We start from the raw sequence: 13633 nt of genomic DNA, 5'->3' as shown, positions 1-13633 counted from the left end.
GCATGGCATTCACCAGCAGCTTCATGCGGTACGACACGGTGCCGTCGGCGATCATCAGCGACGGGGTGCTGCCGATCCCGCTCTGGGCGGTCACCGCCATCTCCCTGGCCCAGACCTACCACCTGCCGCCGATCGGCTCCACCGCGCACAAGGCCATCGTGGCCACCCACGACGACACCATCACGCTGACCGGGGTGCTGGTCGGCGCGGAACGCTACGCCTGGAAGTTCGCCCTGGAGACGATGGCCGAGGCGAGCAAGCGCGGCACGGCGCTGGCCGCGTACTCGGGCGGGAAGTTCGGGGGGTTGATCCTGGTCACCTCGATGACCATCCGCACCGACATGCAGGTGCAGTCGCTGACCTTCAACGCCTCGGCCGCCCGCCGCGACGTCCTGGACGCCACCATCACCCTCGTCCACGTGCCCCGTCCCAGCCTGCTCGGCAAGCTGCTCGACGTGGCCAGCATCGGAGTCGGCGCGCTCGCCGACGGGTTGGGCAACTGATGCCACCGTTCCCGATCGACCGCTACCTGCTGCCGGAGACGCCGATCGAGGTGCCGGACGGGTTCACCGAGGTCCGGCAGAACCTCACCGCCGGCCTGCCGCACCGCATCGAGCTCGGCGCCGGCGTACACGCGGTGCTGATCCTGCCCACCGGGCTGGCCCGACAGTGGCTGGACACCGACCCCCTCGCGGTGGTCACCAGCTCCGCCGACGACCTGGCACCCCGGCCCGCGCCGCCGGCCACGCCCCGGCCGCCGGTGCTGGTCGGACGGGTGCCGCTGCGACTGGTCGTCCGCCAGGGCACTCGGATCCTCGGCTCGGTGCCGCTCGCCGCCGGCCTGCGCCGGGTCTGCCCCGACGCCGGCCCGTCGGCCGCCACCGGGTCCGCCCCGGTCGCCGTGGAACTGGTGGTGCTGTCCTGGCTGCTGCACGCCGGGACGGTACGCGGCTCCGGCGACTACGGCTCGTCGATGACGCTGGCCTGGCGGCCCGCGGACCGCGCGGTGGACCGGTTCGGGCCGCCGCCGATCAACGAGTTCGTCTGGCGCCGCCGCCCACCAGCGCAGCGGGTCGAATCCGAGCTGGGCCCCGGCAAGCTGCGCTACCGCTACCTGCTCGACAAGAAGCTGCGGAGGGTGCTGCGATGACGCTCACGCCGTTCCAGACCGGCCAGGTGCGCCAGGGCGCGGTCGGCAACGACGCCGGTTGGACCCTGACCTTCCACCGGGAGACCCCGACCGGGCTGAGCCAGGACGCGGCGCTCACCCTGTCCAGCGCCGACTACTACGCGGCCATCGACGCCGCGCTGCCCGACGGGCTGGGCCCCGGCGCGTACACGATCACCGTGCAGGGGCTGATCGACGAGCACTTCGCCGCGCTGCGCACCGCCGAAGGGCAACCGCCGCTGGTGGCGAAGCTGCACCTGTACTGGCGTGACGCGAACACGTCCGTGGGCGCGTTCTTCACCAATCTGGTCGGCGTCAACGCCGGCCCGTCACCGGCCGAGCTGACCCAGGCGCTGGTCGCCGTGCTGCGGGTGACCAAGGTGCGCCGGCTCACCGGCGAGCGGACGTACGACACCGAGCTGACCCTCGTCGAGCAGGCGTACGCCCGGCTCGGCCAGCGGGTCGCCGAGCGGTTCGAGGCGGCGAACTTCACCGCCGCGATCCGGGCCATCGCCGAGCGCACCCGGGTCGACGTGACCGGCTGGGCCGCCAACCCGGACGGCACGATGACCCGGGGCGCCACCGAGGCGGCCGGAGACGAGCGGGTCACCTTCGGCGCCGGGCTGCTCTACCGTGCCGCCCTGGACCGGATCGGCGGGGCGCTGCAGCAGTCGCTCAACGCGTACGGGCGGGGAATGCTGCTGATCCGCGACGGCACGGTGCACGTCGGCAAGCGCCCGATCCCGTACCCGGAGGGGGAGCCGAAGCCGCTCACCCTCGCCACGGGCCTGCTGGAGTGCACCGAGAACGGCAGCCAGGACACCGACCCGTACGCGGCGACCGAGGCCGGCGGCACCGCGCCACCGCGCCGGCGGGCGTGGACGCTGACGTGCAAGGGCCGGCCCGACCTGAAGCCCGGTGACCTGGTCCGCTTCGACCCGCCCGCGGTGGACGAGGCGACCACGCTGGGCAGCGTCGGGGCGGCGCTGCTCGGCTCGTTCGCGGCTCCGTTCGCCCCGTCGACCGGCGAGTTGGGTGCCGGGGCGAAGCTGCTCTACCTCAGCGCCGCCCGGCACACCCTGTCGCGTACCGCCGGCTTCGTGACGGTGGTGCAGGGCGTCGAGGTGTCCTCGGCCACCCTGGCCTGGGACACCTGGAGCGACGCTTCCGGCGTGGGCACCGCCGACCCGGCCGCGCCAGCCTCGTCGCCCGGGGTGGCCGCCGCCGAGGCGGTGCGCCGCGCGGCCAGGGCGGCCCGGGGCGAGTCGCGCGGGCTGGAGATCGGCGAGGTGCGGGCGGCAGCCACCAACGCCAGCGGCGCGGTCGAGCCGCCGGCGCAGACCGAGACGGTCTGGGAGGGGCTCGCCCGCCCCGACGGCCGACCCAACGGCGCCCGCCGGCTGCCGGTACGCCGGGAGCAGCCCGCGCCGCTGCCCGGCGTGACCTACCTGACCCCGTTCGCGTGGGGTGGCTGCGGGCTCATCCTGCCCCGCTACCCGGGCACCCGGGTGGCGCTGGCCTACCGCAACGGCGCGCCGGACGACCCGGTGGAGGTGGGCGCGCTCTGGCCCACCGGGCACGCTCCCGTCTCCGAGCCGGGGGACTGGTGGCTGTCGCTGCCGGTCGGGGTGGCCACGAACAGCCGGTCATCCATCGGCGACACGGTGGTGCCCGCCGACCACGACGGCAAGGTGGCGCACGACCTGACCGACGGCGACGGCAACCGGGTCATCGAGTTGGGTGAGCTGACCGTGCGGGTGGGCCGGGCCCAGTTGCGGGGCCGGGGTCAGCGCCCGGAACGCGCCGACGAGGCGGACAGCATCACCATCGAGCACGCCGCCGGCGGGTCGTCGATCGTGATGAAACAGGACGGCTCGATCACCATCACCGCCACCCAGATCGACCTGGACGCCGGCAACGGCGCGGTGAACATCAGCGGCGGCTCGGTCAGCATCGCCGCCGACGACGTCGACGTCCAGGTCAGCAACGCGATGAACGTCCACTGAGGAGAGCGAGATGGCATTCGTGCTCACCACGTCAAGTGACGTGCACTGTCCCAGCCAGGGCACGGTCACCCCGGCCGGGCAGGCGAAGCTGACGGTGGCCGGCAGCCCGGTGGTCCGCCCTGACGGCATCACCGGCAAGTCGGTGACCGGCTGCCTGATCACCGACAGCAGCTCCACCGTGCAGTGCAAGAACGTCGTGTCGGCGTCCGGCGCCGCTCAGAAGCTGCACGTCGGCGGTGCCGGGGTCGCCCTGGACAGCCTCAGCGGCGCTACCAACGGCAGCACCTCCGGCCTGGCCGCGACCGCCGGCCACAGCAAGCTGCGGGCGGTCTGAGATGGACCGGACCGAGCGGGAACGGGAGGCCGCGCAGCGCCGCTACCTCGGCTGGGGCCTCGCCTTCGAACCCACCATGCCCGGGCTGGACCTGGCCCGCGACGTCGTCTTCGACGACGGCCCGAACGGCCGGGTGCTGGCCCTCGTCGCCGGTACCGAGAACGTGGCGCAGAGCCTCGCGGTGGCGTTGACCACGCTGCGCGGCTCGAACGTCTTCGACGCCACCTTCGGCTTCGACGGGCTCAACGCCCTGGCCGAACCGGTCGAGCCGACCCTGATCCGCGAGCAGGTGCGGATCGGCATCATCACCCTGCTCGACCGCGATCCCCGGGTCCGCCGGATCGTCGACGTCAACCTCGACGACGGCCGGCTCGGTGCCGGCGGCACCGGCGATGGCCAGGACGACGCCGCCCGGGCCGCGCTGCGCGCCTCCCGCACCCTGCAGGTGCAGGTCCAGTTCGAAACCATCACCGACGACCGGCTCTCGGTGCACCTCGGGGAGCTGCCCAGTGTCTGATCCCACCATCCCGGCCGAGCTGGCCGACGTGCTGGCCGTCGACGCCGCCGCGCTACGAGCCACCGGCTCGGCCGGCTTCGGCATCGTCGAGACCGGCTTCGTACCGAAGTCCTTCGCCCGGCTGCTAGCCGAGAAGCTGGCCACCGCCCGACTGCTCTTCGGCGAGGACGTCGACCTGACCAGCGGTGCGGTGCTGCGCAAGGTCCTCGAACTGGCCGCGCTGGAGGACGCCCGGTTGTGGTCGGCGCTCGGCGCGGTCTACGACAACTCGTACGTGGTGTCGGCGACCGCTGACGCGCTGACCCGCCTCGGCGAGGAGCTCGGCATCCCCCGGCCGTACCTGCAGGCCCGGGGCACGGTGAAGGTGAAGCTGAAGGACGCGCTGCCGACCGGCCGCACCCAGCTGACGCTGCCCCGTGGCGCGCGACTGTCCACCCCCGGTGGGCACCACGTCGCGCTGGACGAGACGGTGGTGCTCTCCGCCGCCGTCGGTGAGCGGGAACCGGCCGTCGCGGCCTTCTACCCCGGTCCCGCGCACAACCTCGACCCCACCCAGGCCAGCCAGAAGGTCGACCGGTGGAACCGGGCCGACACGCTGCTCGCCGACCTGGACGACGCCGAGCAGGCCGCCGGCAAGGAGCTGGTGGAGATCACGCACACCGTCGCGCTGACCGGCGGCGAACAGCAGGTCTCCGACGCCCGCTACCGGCAGCTGCTGCTGGCCGCACCCCGGTCCATCTGGACGGCCGAGGCGATCGGCCTGGCCGTGGGCACCGTGCCCGGGGTACGCCAGGTGCAGGTCTTCGACGGTCGGGGCGGCCTGGACCTCAACCAGTCCATCTTCGGCAACTTCAACTTCATCGAGCGGGTCTTCAGCACCGAACGCGACCTCGGCAACCCGTACTACGTGACGGTGCTGGTCGCGCCGACCGCCGCGGCCATTTGGGACGGTCCGGACGGGCTGCAGGCCGCCGTCGAGTCGGTGATCGAGGACCTGCGCCCGGTGGGCATCTTCGCCTCGGTGGATCGGGCCGACGAGGTGGGCCTCGGCGTCGAGGCCGACCTGGTGATCCGCGGCCTGCCGTTGCCCACCGGCTCCCGGGAGACGGTGAACGCCTCCACCGCCGCCACCGAGCTGCGCGCCCGGCTGCACGCCCGGCTGCGTCGCTACGTCGACGAGCTGCCCTTCGGCGAGCCGGTCCGGGCGGCCGAGGTGATCTGGACGCTGATGAACGAGCCGGGCGTCGCGGACGTCCGCGAGCTGCGGCTGGTCCGCTTCCCGGCCGACTCGGCGGTGGTGGTGACCGGCAGCGCGCCCACCGGCGACGGCGTGCAGCGGCTGCCGGTCGGCGACAACGCGGTGCTCGCCGCCAACCAGGTGCCCGTCTACGTCGACCGGGACGACCCCCGGCCGTTCCGGATCGTCTGAGCGGGGGCGCGATGACCGACATCCGGGTGCCGGTGGACGGGGCCGACCCGTCCGTCGAACGTAACCTCGTCGACCAGTTGGAGGGCCCGTACCCGGGCACCGTGCGGCGGGTGGTGGTGCCGATCGCCACCGCCGGCACCGCCGCGGTGGACTGGACCAGCCGCCACCCGTTGCTCACCGTGGTGCTGCGCCGGGACCTGGTCGAGGAGACCGTCCGGGTGACGGTCACCGTGAACCCGGGAGGCACCGGCGAGCGGGTGCTCCCGCCGGTGGTCTTCGCGCCCTGGTCGGCCGCCGGCGCCTCGGTGCCGGCGTACGCGCCGGACACCGCAGACGAGCCGCTGGTCGCGTCGTTCACCGTCGCCGTGGCGGTCGAGCGGGCCGTCGAGGGCGCCGCCGCCACCGCGGTCACCGGGGCGGCGCGGGCCGCGCTGGTCGAGCTGGCCGTGCTGGAGGGCAACCTGGGTCGGCTGCTCTACCTGATGTCGTACGAGAAGCACCGACTGCGCCGCGCCGCCCGGGAGGTGCACGCGTACCGGACCCTGGCGCACGCCCGACGTGACGCGCTGGACCGGATCGGCGCGGACGTCGGGGTGGCCCGCTTCGTCGACGAGCTGGTGCACGAGCCGACCAGCGGCGAGGTGTACGCGCGCCGACTGGCCCCGCCGGCCCGCGAGCCGGACCCCGCGTACGCCCACCGGCTCGGGCTCTACCGGCGGTTCCTGCTGCCCACCCCGGGTGCGGTGCGTCGACTGCTCAACGGCCCCGGCGCGGACACCGACCCGAACGCCGGGCTCTTCGCCGATCTGCCCGGCGGCGCCCGGTTCACCCTGCGCGAGGACGACGACCGGTTCGCGGTGGCGATCCGGCTGGTCGCCGCCGGCGATCCGCAGCACCGGACGAACTTCCTCGCCCAGTTGCGCCGGGACCGGCTGGTGCTGCCCGCGAACACCCCGCCGAACAACACCACGCACGCCGGCCGGGCGCTACCGGCCAGCCGGCTGACCGAGGTCACCGCGCTGCGGGCCAGCCTGCGCCAGTCGTACGCCTTCGACAGCGCGCACGGCATCGCGCCGCCGCTGGCCGCTGCCCTGGACCGGGCGGGGCGGGTCTGTCGGGCGCTCGGCTCGGCGATCGTGTGGCAGGTGACCCGGGCCCAGGATGACGCCGGTGGCAGCCGCTACGAGCTGGGTCTCGGTGTGGACGTGAGTTGGCCGACCCCCGCGCAGGCCACCGATCTGCGCAACCGGGTGCTGGACACCGGCCGGACGCCCACTGCCGACCGGACCGCCGAGGCGCTGATCGCGGCCGCCCGCGCGTACGGCGTGCCCACCGTGGCGGCCGACGGCGAGCTGGCGTGGCTGTGGCGGGTGTGCGGGTTGCCGACCACGCACCGGATCAGCACCACCCGGATGTACCTGTCGCACCTGCCGACCCGGGGGCTGGCGGTGACCGCGCCGCTGAGTGCGGCGGTCGGTGTCGACGCGGCGGTCGAGGCGCAGTTCCACGCGCCCGGTGACCCGGGCGGAAACGCGTTGCTGCTGGCTGGGCTCGCGAGCGCCGCGTCGGCCTGGACCGGCGCGGGGGAGCCGGCCTGGACGCCGTTGACCGACGCGGTGGCCCGGACCCGGTGGGCGGCCGTGCCGACCCGGCCGGCGGGGCAGCCGATCGACCAGGTGCTGGCCGCCGCCGGTCTGCCGGCGGTGCGGGACCCGGCGCCCGTGGTGGCCGCGCTGAACCGGCTCCCCGACGAGCTGGTGGAGACCATCGAGCTGCCGGCGGCGCTGGCCACCGCGTTGATCGCCGGCCAGCCAGCCGCCGCCGACCGGCTTGCCCGGCTGGTCGGGCTGCTGCGTGATCGGCACCTCGCCGCCGCGCTGCCGCTGGTCGAGACCGGCAACCGGGTGCTGCTGGTGTGCAGCGTGATCGGGCTGCCGCAGGCCGGGCTGAACCTGGCCGAGAGGCGGGCCACCGGCTTCCGCTGGTACACCGTGGGGCTCGGCGGCGGTACGGCGGAGATCAAGGCGGTCGGCGCGCGGACCACGCTGCGGCCCACCCACGCCGGGCTGGTCGCGGTGGTGGCGCTCTCCTATGTGCGCACCGGGCTGACCGACCCGTACGAGTTCCGGGTGGAGCTGCCCGACGGGGTGGCGTTGACCCTGGCGCAGTACGAGCGGCTGATGAACGCACTGACCCGGGTCTGCCCACTCGGCGTGGAGATCAACACTTTCGGCATCCGGCGCGACCACGTCGACCTCGACGCCGACGGCGCCGCCGAGCCGCTGCGCCCGGCGGTGGCCCGGACCTTCCGCACCTTCCAGCAGCGCCGGCACCGCGGCGTGTACGACCAGCTCTGAGAGGGACACCACCATGGCGAGCGAGATCAACTACGACGGGGTGACCGTCACCGAGCTGTACGAGGCGTTCACCAAGCACGGCATCCCGGCCTCGGACGCCAGCGTGCTGGTCTCCTCCTGGATCTACGAGAACGTGGGCACCGCGAAGCGGGTGTTTAGCTACGCCGAGTCGTTCCCGGCGGTGGAGCCGGGCTGCGCGCCGCCGCCGTTCGCCCGCACCTTCGCGCACAGCGACTGGGTCGACGGCGAGGACGTCGTGCAGGCCGGGCAGACCCCCGGCGAGCAGGGCTTCAACGAGCGGTTCCACCGCATCGAGCACGACCTGGACCACCTCGGCACCGATCTGGCCAAGGCGTTCTCCTGCATGGCGGCGATGCGGGTGAGCCTGCGCCGGCTGCTCGACGAGATCCGCGCCGAGATCAACCGGCTGCACTCGACGGTGCACGAGAACAAGGTCACCCTCGGCCCGCACGCGATCGAACAGATCCCCAACTACATCAGCACGCTGGACTTCGGCAAGTACATGGGCACCACGATGTTCATGGACAAGAAGGTCAGCATCTGGCAGACCAAGGCCGGCACCATCGTGCTGCCCGCCGTGGAGACCCTCGGCGTGGACGTGGTCGCCGGACCAAAGCTCCGGGGCGCCGCCCATCTCGAGCGGTACGCCGCCGAGCATTCCGACGTTCGGCAGCGCTTCCCGCGCGAGGTGAAGCTCACGGAGTTCATTCGCATCTTCGGCGAGGACGAGGTGGCCGACGGCCGGCTGATCCGCGACGTGCTCAAGGTGCTTCCGGCCGACACCAGCTACCCGAGCGTCGACGCGATGTTCGCCGAGGTGAGCGAGCGGGAGGCGGTGATCGTCCGGACCACGGTCGGCGCCCAGTCGGCGGTGGCCGCGGCGCTCGGCATCGAGACCGAGCTGGAGAACGTCGGTGACGCCGACATCGCGATGCTCACCGGGGTGCCGACCAAGGCCCGGGCGGCGCTGGCCCGCGCCGGGATCAGCACGCTCGGCAAGTTGGCCGACGCGCCGGCCGAGCAGGTGCTCGCCATCATGAAGGAGGCCCAGATCCGGGCCGACGTCGGCGACGCCGCCGAGTGGACCGGGTACGCCCGGACGCTGAACAAGCTGCGCTGAACGGGCGGCACCAACTCCGGCGAACGGCTGATCCGCGCCGCTCGGCGGGTCGGTGTGACGACACAGCGCTGGCGCGTCGACCGTCCACACCCGACCGTGAAACTCGCACGGGGCGATCGGGTGTGAAAGGCGCATGGATGGCTGTCAACGAGGTGACGCACGATTTCCGCTCCGGAGCGCACGACGCCGGAGCGGGGCAGCGGCCCCGGTATGCGCTGCGGCTGCTGGGCGGGTTCGGGCTGGAACGCGACGGGCGCGCGGTGGCCGTGCCGCAGGGCGCCCGCCGGCTGCTGGCCTACCTCGGGGTACGCCAGCGGTGCGCCCGATCCGAGGCCGCCGGTACGCTCTGGCCCGGCTCGCACGAGGAACGTGCCCGGGCAAACCTGCGCACCATGCTCTGGCGGCTGCACCGAATCACCACCGAGCCGCTCGTGGAGGAACAGGACCGGCTGGCCCTGGCCGCAGGGGTGACCAGCGACGTGGCCACCCTGGGCGCGGCGGCCGCCACCCTGCTGGCCGGCGGGTCACCGGTGGGTACCGGTCCCGGCGTGCCAGCGTTGGCGACCGGCGAGCTGCTGCCCGGCTGGTACGACGACTGGGTGCTGACCGAACGGGAGCGGCTGCGCCAGACGCAGTTGTACGCGCTGGAGGCCCTCGCCGAGCGGCTCACCGCCCAGGGCCGGTTCAGCGAGGCCGTGCAGGTCGCGTTGACCGCCGTGCAGTTGGAGCCGCTACGGGAGAGCGCCACTCGGACGCTGATCGCCGTGCACCTGGCGGAGCGCAACATCAACGAGGCGATGCGCCGGTTCGAGCTGTTCCGCGCCGACCTGAGCCGGGAGCTGGGGGTGGTGCCGACGCCGTGGCTGGAGCACCTGGTGCGGGCCGGCATGGCCGGCGGGTAGCGGGCTCTGTCCTCCCACTTGGCGGAAACCCACCGTAATACGAGAGGCTTCTACGAAGATCTGAGATCTTGTCGCGGAACCCGGTCGGGTGATGCCCCCGGCCTGGTCAGTTCGGATGGACGGGCTGGTCCAGGATCGCGCTGAACCGTTCCTCGGCCAGGTCGAGCTGGCCGAAGATGTGCCGCTTCACCGCCGGCGACAGCGGCGTGTCCGGTCGGGCGATCAGCTCCCGGAAGAGCGGCACCAGCGGCCGGTACTTGCGGGCCGATGAGACGACCTTCGGCCCGACCGTGTGGATCACCCCGACGCCGTTGTCGGTGAAGTCGGAAACCTTGATCACCCGAGCCCACGGCTCCCGGTCCAGGCTGACCGCCAGGTGCTCGCGGTACTGCGCGTTCCGGTCGCGCTGCGGGTCGTACGCCGGGTTGGTGACGGCGGCGACCAGGGTGGCCACCCGCGGCCCGAACCGGCTGGCCAAAGCGGCCAGCGCGGCGCTGGTCGGGTCGGTGCCCACGTCACCGCCGGCCAGGTCGGCCGGGTGGTCCTCGACGGCGTCGTGCAGCAGGCCGGCGACGATCACGTCCACATCGCGTACCTGGTAGTGGTGCATCAACCGGATGGCCACCCGCAGCAGGTGGTTGAGGTACGGCTCGCGGACCCGCCGGTCGTCACGGTGCAGGTCGGCGGCCAGGTCGAGCGCGGCGGTCAGCCGGGCCCGGGCGTGGTCGTCGAACTGCAGGACCTCCAACCGGAAGCGCTCCAGCAGGCCTGGTTCGCCGTGGATCTCGGTGATCGCGTGCATCGGCATGCTGCCCAGGTGCGGCGGGAAGTCCATGCGTCACTTATAGCCGATCTTCACCATGTCGATGGCCCCGTGCGTCGCCGACCCGACCGCACGGGACCGGGCCGAACGCCGTCACGGCGTTCGGCCCGGTCGTGGGAACGATGGTGGGCCGGTTGCTCAGATCGGCAGCCGATCGGCGCCGGCGAGCGGCCCGACCAGGAGCGGGACCAGCGGCGCCGGCAGGACCGGGTCGCGGCGCAGGGTCGGCGTCCAGCCCGCGTCGGCCCCCAGGTCGGGGTCGTGCACCGCGTTGTACGCCGCCAGCAGGTCGACCGGTCGCGCCGGAGCGCCGCCCCGGCGGACCCAGGTGCCCCGCTCGGTGAGCGCGGTGCCGCCCCAGTCGTAGAGCAGGTCGGCCGGGTCGACCGCCGCGTCCAGGGTGAAGAAGTTGTTCTGCGCGTACAGCGCGGACTGCACGCCGACGCCGAGCGCGTACTGGAAGTCGGCGCCGCCGAGCCGGTAGTGGTTGTTGTAGACGTCGACCTGGCCGAAGCGCACCCGGGGCAGCCGTTGCAGGACACCGTCGAAGAGGTTGTGGTGCAGGGTGACCTTCAGCCGTCCCACGTCCGGGCCGACGGTGTTGGACGAGCCGATCAGCATCAGCTTGTCGCGTCCGGTGAAGCGGTTCCAGGACGCGGTGACCAGGCTGGCGGTGTGCGTGACGTCCAGCGACCCGTCGTGCACCTGGTACGGCCGTCCGAAGTAGGTCGGTTGGGCGCTGTCCGGGTTGTCGCCGTCGGTGAAGGTGTTGTGGTCGACCCAGACGTGCTCGCTGCGGCGTACCGAGATCTGGTCGTACTGGCTGTTCCAGTTGCCGGCCTCGCCGTCCGTCGGGGACCAGGCGGGGAAGCAGTCCCGGGCATCGACGAAGGTCACGTTGCGGACGATGACGTTCGGCGCTCGGTCGATCATGAGGGTGAGCCCGGTCAGCCGGGCGCCGGGTAGCCCGACGATGGTGGTGTTGGGGCCGACGTTGATCTGGGTCTGCCGGGTCTGGTTGGCCACCGAGCGCACCCGGGCCTCCTCCAGCGGCCCGGCCGGCGGCACCCGACCCCACCCCGCCGGGTCGTACGCGGCCAGGTAGGCGTCCAGCCGGTACGCCGGGTCGGCCAGGTCGCCGCAGCTCAGCGGCGTGCCGTCCGGTCCCTCGAAGCCGTCGACGGCACCGTCCACGTAGATCAGCTTCGGGGTGGCGTCGGTCGCGTTGCTGGCGTTGTCGCCGCCCAGCGCGGCGACCAGTTCGGCCCGGCTGCGGACCACCCGGGTCCGCTCGGGGGTCGCCGCCGATCCGCCGCTGGTCCCGGCGCCCTCGGCCGCCCAGCCGTCCCGCTCGGGCAGCGCCTGCCGACCGAGGTGGCGGGCCGACCAGGAGAGCCGGTCGGCGGCGGCCGGCGAGTCCGGGCCGGTGACAGCGGCGGCCGGTGAGTCCGGGCGGGGCGCGGCGCCGGCCGGTGCGGCAACAAGCAGGAGGGCGATCACCGTAGCGCCGGTGAGGATTCTGCGCATCGATTCTTCCCGTTCGCTGGTGGTGATTCGGCAGTCACCAGGAACGGTAGGTTCGGTGTTTTGTGAGAGTCAATATGGCGTGTGTGCAGGAATGTTGCAGTTGTCCGGCTCGATCGGCATTGCCCCGACCTCGCCGGTCGAGGAATCGGGGGATCTGTCCGATGTGGCCCGTAGGAGTCCGGGCGGTGTTTGCACTCCGGTTGCCGTCGCCCCCTAACCCGCCAGCTCCGCGCGGTACGCCGGGGTCGCCCACGGCACCGCCAGCTCGCTCGGCAGCGCCCCCCGTTCGGCCGTCCGGCGCAGTACATCGACGATGCCCCGCAGGTGGCGTACCCGATCTCCGCCCTCGCCCACGTCGGCGACCAGGTCGCCGTCGAGCAGCCGGGGCTCCGGCGCGGCCCGCAACGCGTCCAGCAGCGCGGTGAACGGCGCGGTACGGGCCAGCGGGGCGATCAGCGGCACCCCGTCCGGGTCGGCCCGGTGCGCGAGCAGGTTCTCCAGCAGGCCCCGCCGCCCCGGGACCCGGCGGGTCACCACGTCCCCGGGCAGCCGTAGCCGGTCCGTCGGATACTCCAGCACCGCCCGCCCCGTTGTGCCGGTCACCACCACCTCGCCCGCCACGAACTCCTCGGCGGCCAGGGTGACCGCCGCCAGCACCGGCGGACCGGCGCGGAACCGGACCCGCAGCACCGCGGTGTCCTCCACCTCGATCGGCCGGACCCGGTAGCGCTCCACCTCGATCGCCGTCGGCCACGGCGGCGCACCGCCGAGCACCTCGGCGACCGCCAGGCACTGCATCACCGCGTGCGCGAGCGGGTTGGCCAGCGCGCCGTCCAGTACCGGTCGGCCGTCCAGGGTCCGTTTACCGGCCCACGGGGACCGGACGTAGTAGGCGTCCGGCCGTTGCCAGGCGGCGACCGTCGCGATGCCGGTGACCGTGCCCACCCGGCCGGCGGCCAGCGCGTCGGTCAGCGCGGTCAGCGCCGCCGAGCCGAGCGCCTGGAAGCCGACCTGGGCCACCCGGCCGGTGGCCGCCAACGCCCGGGTCAGCTCCTCGTGCTCGGCCAGCGACAGCACCGGCGGCTTCTCCAGCAGCAGGTCCGCGCCAGCGGCCAGGGCGTCTCGGGCGATCGGCAGGTGGGTGTGCGGCGGGGTGCAGATCACCACCACCTCCGGCCGCGCGGCGGCGAGCATCGCCCGGTGGTCGGTAAACACTCCCACTCCGGGCGGCACCGGCGCCGCGGGCTCGTCCTCCACCGGCCGGACGTCGACCAGGGCGACCAGCTTCAGCCGTCCGGCGGCGTGCAGTGGCGCGATCACCCGCCGGTGCCACCGGCCGTGCCCGTTCGCCCCGATCACCGCCACCCGGGTCGGCGGCGTGTGCCCGTTCACCAGGCACCAACCAGCGTCGCCCCGTTGGCCGGGCCGC

At 73.5% G+C, this 13633-nt stretch carries 12 protein-coding genes; 9 read left to right on the top strand and 3 right to left on the bottom strand.

What is annotated here, in order from left to right; genetic code table 11:
- The first annotated feature begins 2 nt into the window (after positions 1-2).
- The 9 genes from ACFY29_RS00930 (at position 3) to ACFY29_RS00890 (ending at position 9854) form a co-directional block, all read left to right on the top strand.
- Entirely contained in the window at positions 3-503 is a 501-nt protein-coding gene (locus ACFY29_RS00930) for a hypothetical protein (RefSeq protein ID WP_386982223.1), read from the top strand.
- Positions 503-1150 (top strand): hypothetical protein, encoded by a 648-nt coding sequence (locus ACFY29_RS00925; protein WP_386982221.1) that lies wholly within the window; start codon positions 503-505, stop codon positions 1148-1150. The genes ACFY29_RS00930 and ACFY29_RS00925 overlap by 1 nt, the downstream gene beginning before the upstream one ends.
- Positions 1147-3174 (top strand): hypothetical protein, encoded by a 2028-nt coding sequence (locus ACFY29_RS00920; RefSeq protein ID WP_386982218.1) that lies wholly within the window; start codon positions 1147-1149, stop codon positions 3172-3174. Before ACFY29_RS00925 ends, ACFY29_RS00920 begins: the two co-directional genes overlap by 4 nt.
- A 10-nt stretch (positions 3175-3184) precedes the next feature.
- Entirely contained in the window at positions 3185-3508 is a 324-nt protein-coding gene (locus ACFY29_RS00915; protein WP_386982217.1) for a hypothetical protein, read from the top strand.
- Position 3509: 1 nt separating this feature from the next.
- A complete protein-coding gene (locus tag ACFY29_RS00910) occupies positions 3510-4025 on the top strand; it encodes a hypothetical protein (protein WP_386982214.1) in 516 nt (171 codons plus the stop codon).
- Positions 4018-5454: a baseplate J/gp47 family protein gene (locus ACFY29_RS00905; RefSeq protein WP_386982211.1), complete on the top strand. Its 1437-nt coding sequence runs from the start codon at positions 4018-4020 to the stop codon at positions 5452-5454. The genes ACFY29_RS00910 and ACFY29_RS00905 overlap by 8 nt, the downstream gene beginning before the upstream one ends.
- 11 nt (positions 5455-5465) lie before the next feature.
- Complete coding sequence (locus ACFY29_RS00900; RefSeq protein WP_386982208.1) at positions 5466-7811, top strand: hypothetical protein; 2346 nt, start codon at positions 5466-5468, stop codon at positions 7809-7811.
- 13 nt (positions 7812-7824) lie between these two features.
- Positions 7825-8952 carry a hypothetical protein gene (locus tag ACFY29_RS00895; RefSeq protein ID WP_355607216.1) on the top strand — a complete coding sequence of 376 codons (1128 nt, stop codon included), beginning with the start codon at positions 7825-7827 and terminating at the stop codon, positions 8950-8952.
- Positions 8953-9089: 137 nt separating this feature from the next.
- A complete protein-coding gene (locus tag ACFY29_RS00890) occupies positions 9090-9854 on the top strand; it encodes a BTAD domain-containing putative transcriptional regulator (RefSeq protein WP_386982205.1) in 765 nt (254 codons plus the stop codon).
- Positions 9855-9960: 106 nt separating this feature from the next.
- On the opposite strand, the gene ACFY29_RS00885 is transcribed toward ACFY29_RS00890, so the two are convergent.
- The 3 genes from ACFY29_RS00885 to ACFY29_RS00875 form a co-directional block, all read right to left on the bottom strand.
- A complete protein-coding gene (locus tag ACFY29_RS00885) occupies positions 9961-10689 on the bottom strand; it encodes an HD domain-containing protein (protein ID WP_386982203.1) in 729 nt (242 codons plus the stop codon).
- A 126-nt stretch (positions 10690-10815) separates the two neighbouring features.
- On the bottom strand, positions 10816-12204 hold the full coding sequence (locus ACFY29_RS00880) for a polysaccharide lyase family 1 protein (protein WP_386982200.1): 1389 nt from the start codon (positions 12202-12204) through the stop codon (positions 10816-10818).
- Between the two features lie 213 nt (positions 12205-12417).
- Entirely contained in the window at positions 12418-13596 is a 1179-nt protein-coding gene (locus ACFY29_RS00875; protein ID WP_386982197.1) for a Gfo/Idh/MocA family protein, read from the bottom strand.
- Between the last annotated feature and the right edge of the window lie 37 nt (positions 13597-13633).

Source organism: Micromonospora sp. NPDC000668 (assembly GCF_042897975.1).
GTDB lineage: Bacteria > Actinomycetota > Actinomycetes > Mycobacteriales > Micromonosporaceae > Micromonospora.
The sequence above is the reverse complement of the archived record's forward strand: the minus strand, read 5'-3'. Positions and strand labels throughout refer to the sequence as shown.

Excerpts from the sequence above, each read along its gene's own strand:
- ACFY29_RS00915 (WP_386982217.1), top strand. The coding sequence starts at position 3,185 with ATGGCATTCGTGCTCACCACGTCAAGTGACGTGCACTGTCCCAGCCAG.
- ACFY29_RS00880 (WP_386982200.1), bottom strand. The coding sequence starts at position 12,204 with ATGCGCAGAATCCTCACCGGCGCTACGGTGATCGCCCTCCTGCTTGTT.
- ACFY29_RS00900 (WP_386982208.1), top strand. The coding sequence starts at position 5,466 with ATGACCGACATCCGGGTGCCGGTGGACGGGGCCGACCCGTCCGTCGAA.
- ACFY29_RS00895 (WP_355607216.1), top strand. The coding sequence starts at position 7,825 with ATGGCGAGCGAGATCAACTACGACGGGGTGACCGTCACCGAGCTGTAC.
- ACFY29_RS00885 (WP_386982203.1), bottom strand. The coding sequence starts at position 10,689 with ATGGACTTCCCGCCGCACCTGGGCAGCATGCCGATGCACGCGATCACC.
- ACFY29_RS00920 (WP_386982218.1), top strand. The coding sequence starts at position 1,147 with ATGACGCTCACGCCGTTCCAGACCGGCCAGGTGCGCCAGGGCGCGGTC.
- ACFY29_RS00930 (WP_386982223.1), top strand. The coding sequence starts at position 3 with ATGGCATTCACCAGCAGCTTCATGCGGTACGACACGGTGCCGTCGGCG.
- ACFY29_RS00910 (WP_386982214.1), top strand. The coding sequence starts at position 3,510 with ATGGACCGGACCGAGCGGGAACGGGAGGCCGCGCAGCGCCGCTACCTC.
- ACFY29_RS00890 (WP_386982205.1), top strand. The coding sequence starts at position 9,090 with ATGGCTGTCAACGAGGTGACGCACGATTTCCGCTCCGGAGCGCACGAC.
- ACFY29_RS00925 (WP_386982221.1), top strand. The coding sequence starts at position 503 with ATGCCACCGTTCCCGATCGACCGCTACCTGCTGCCGGAGACGCCGATC.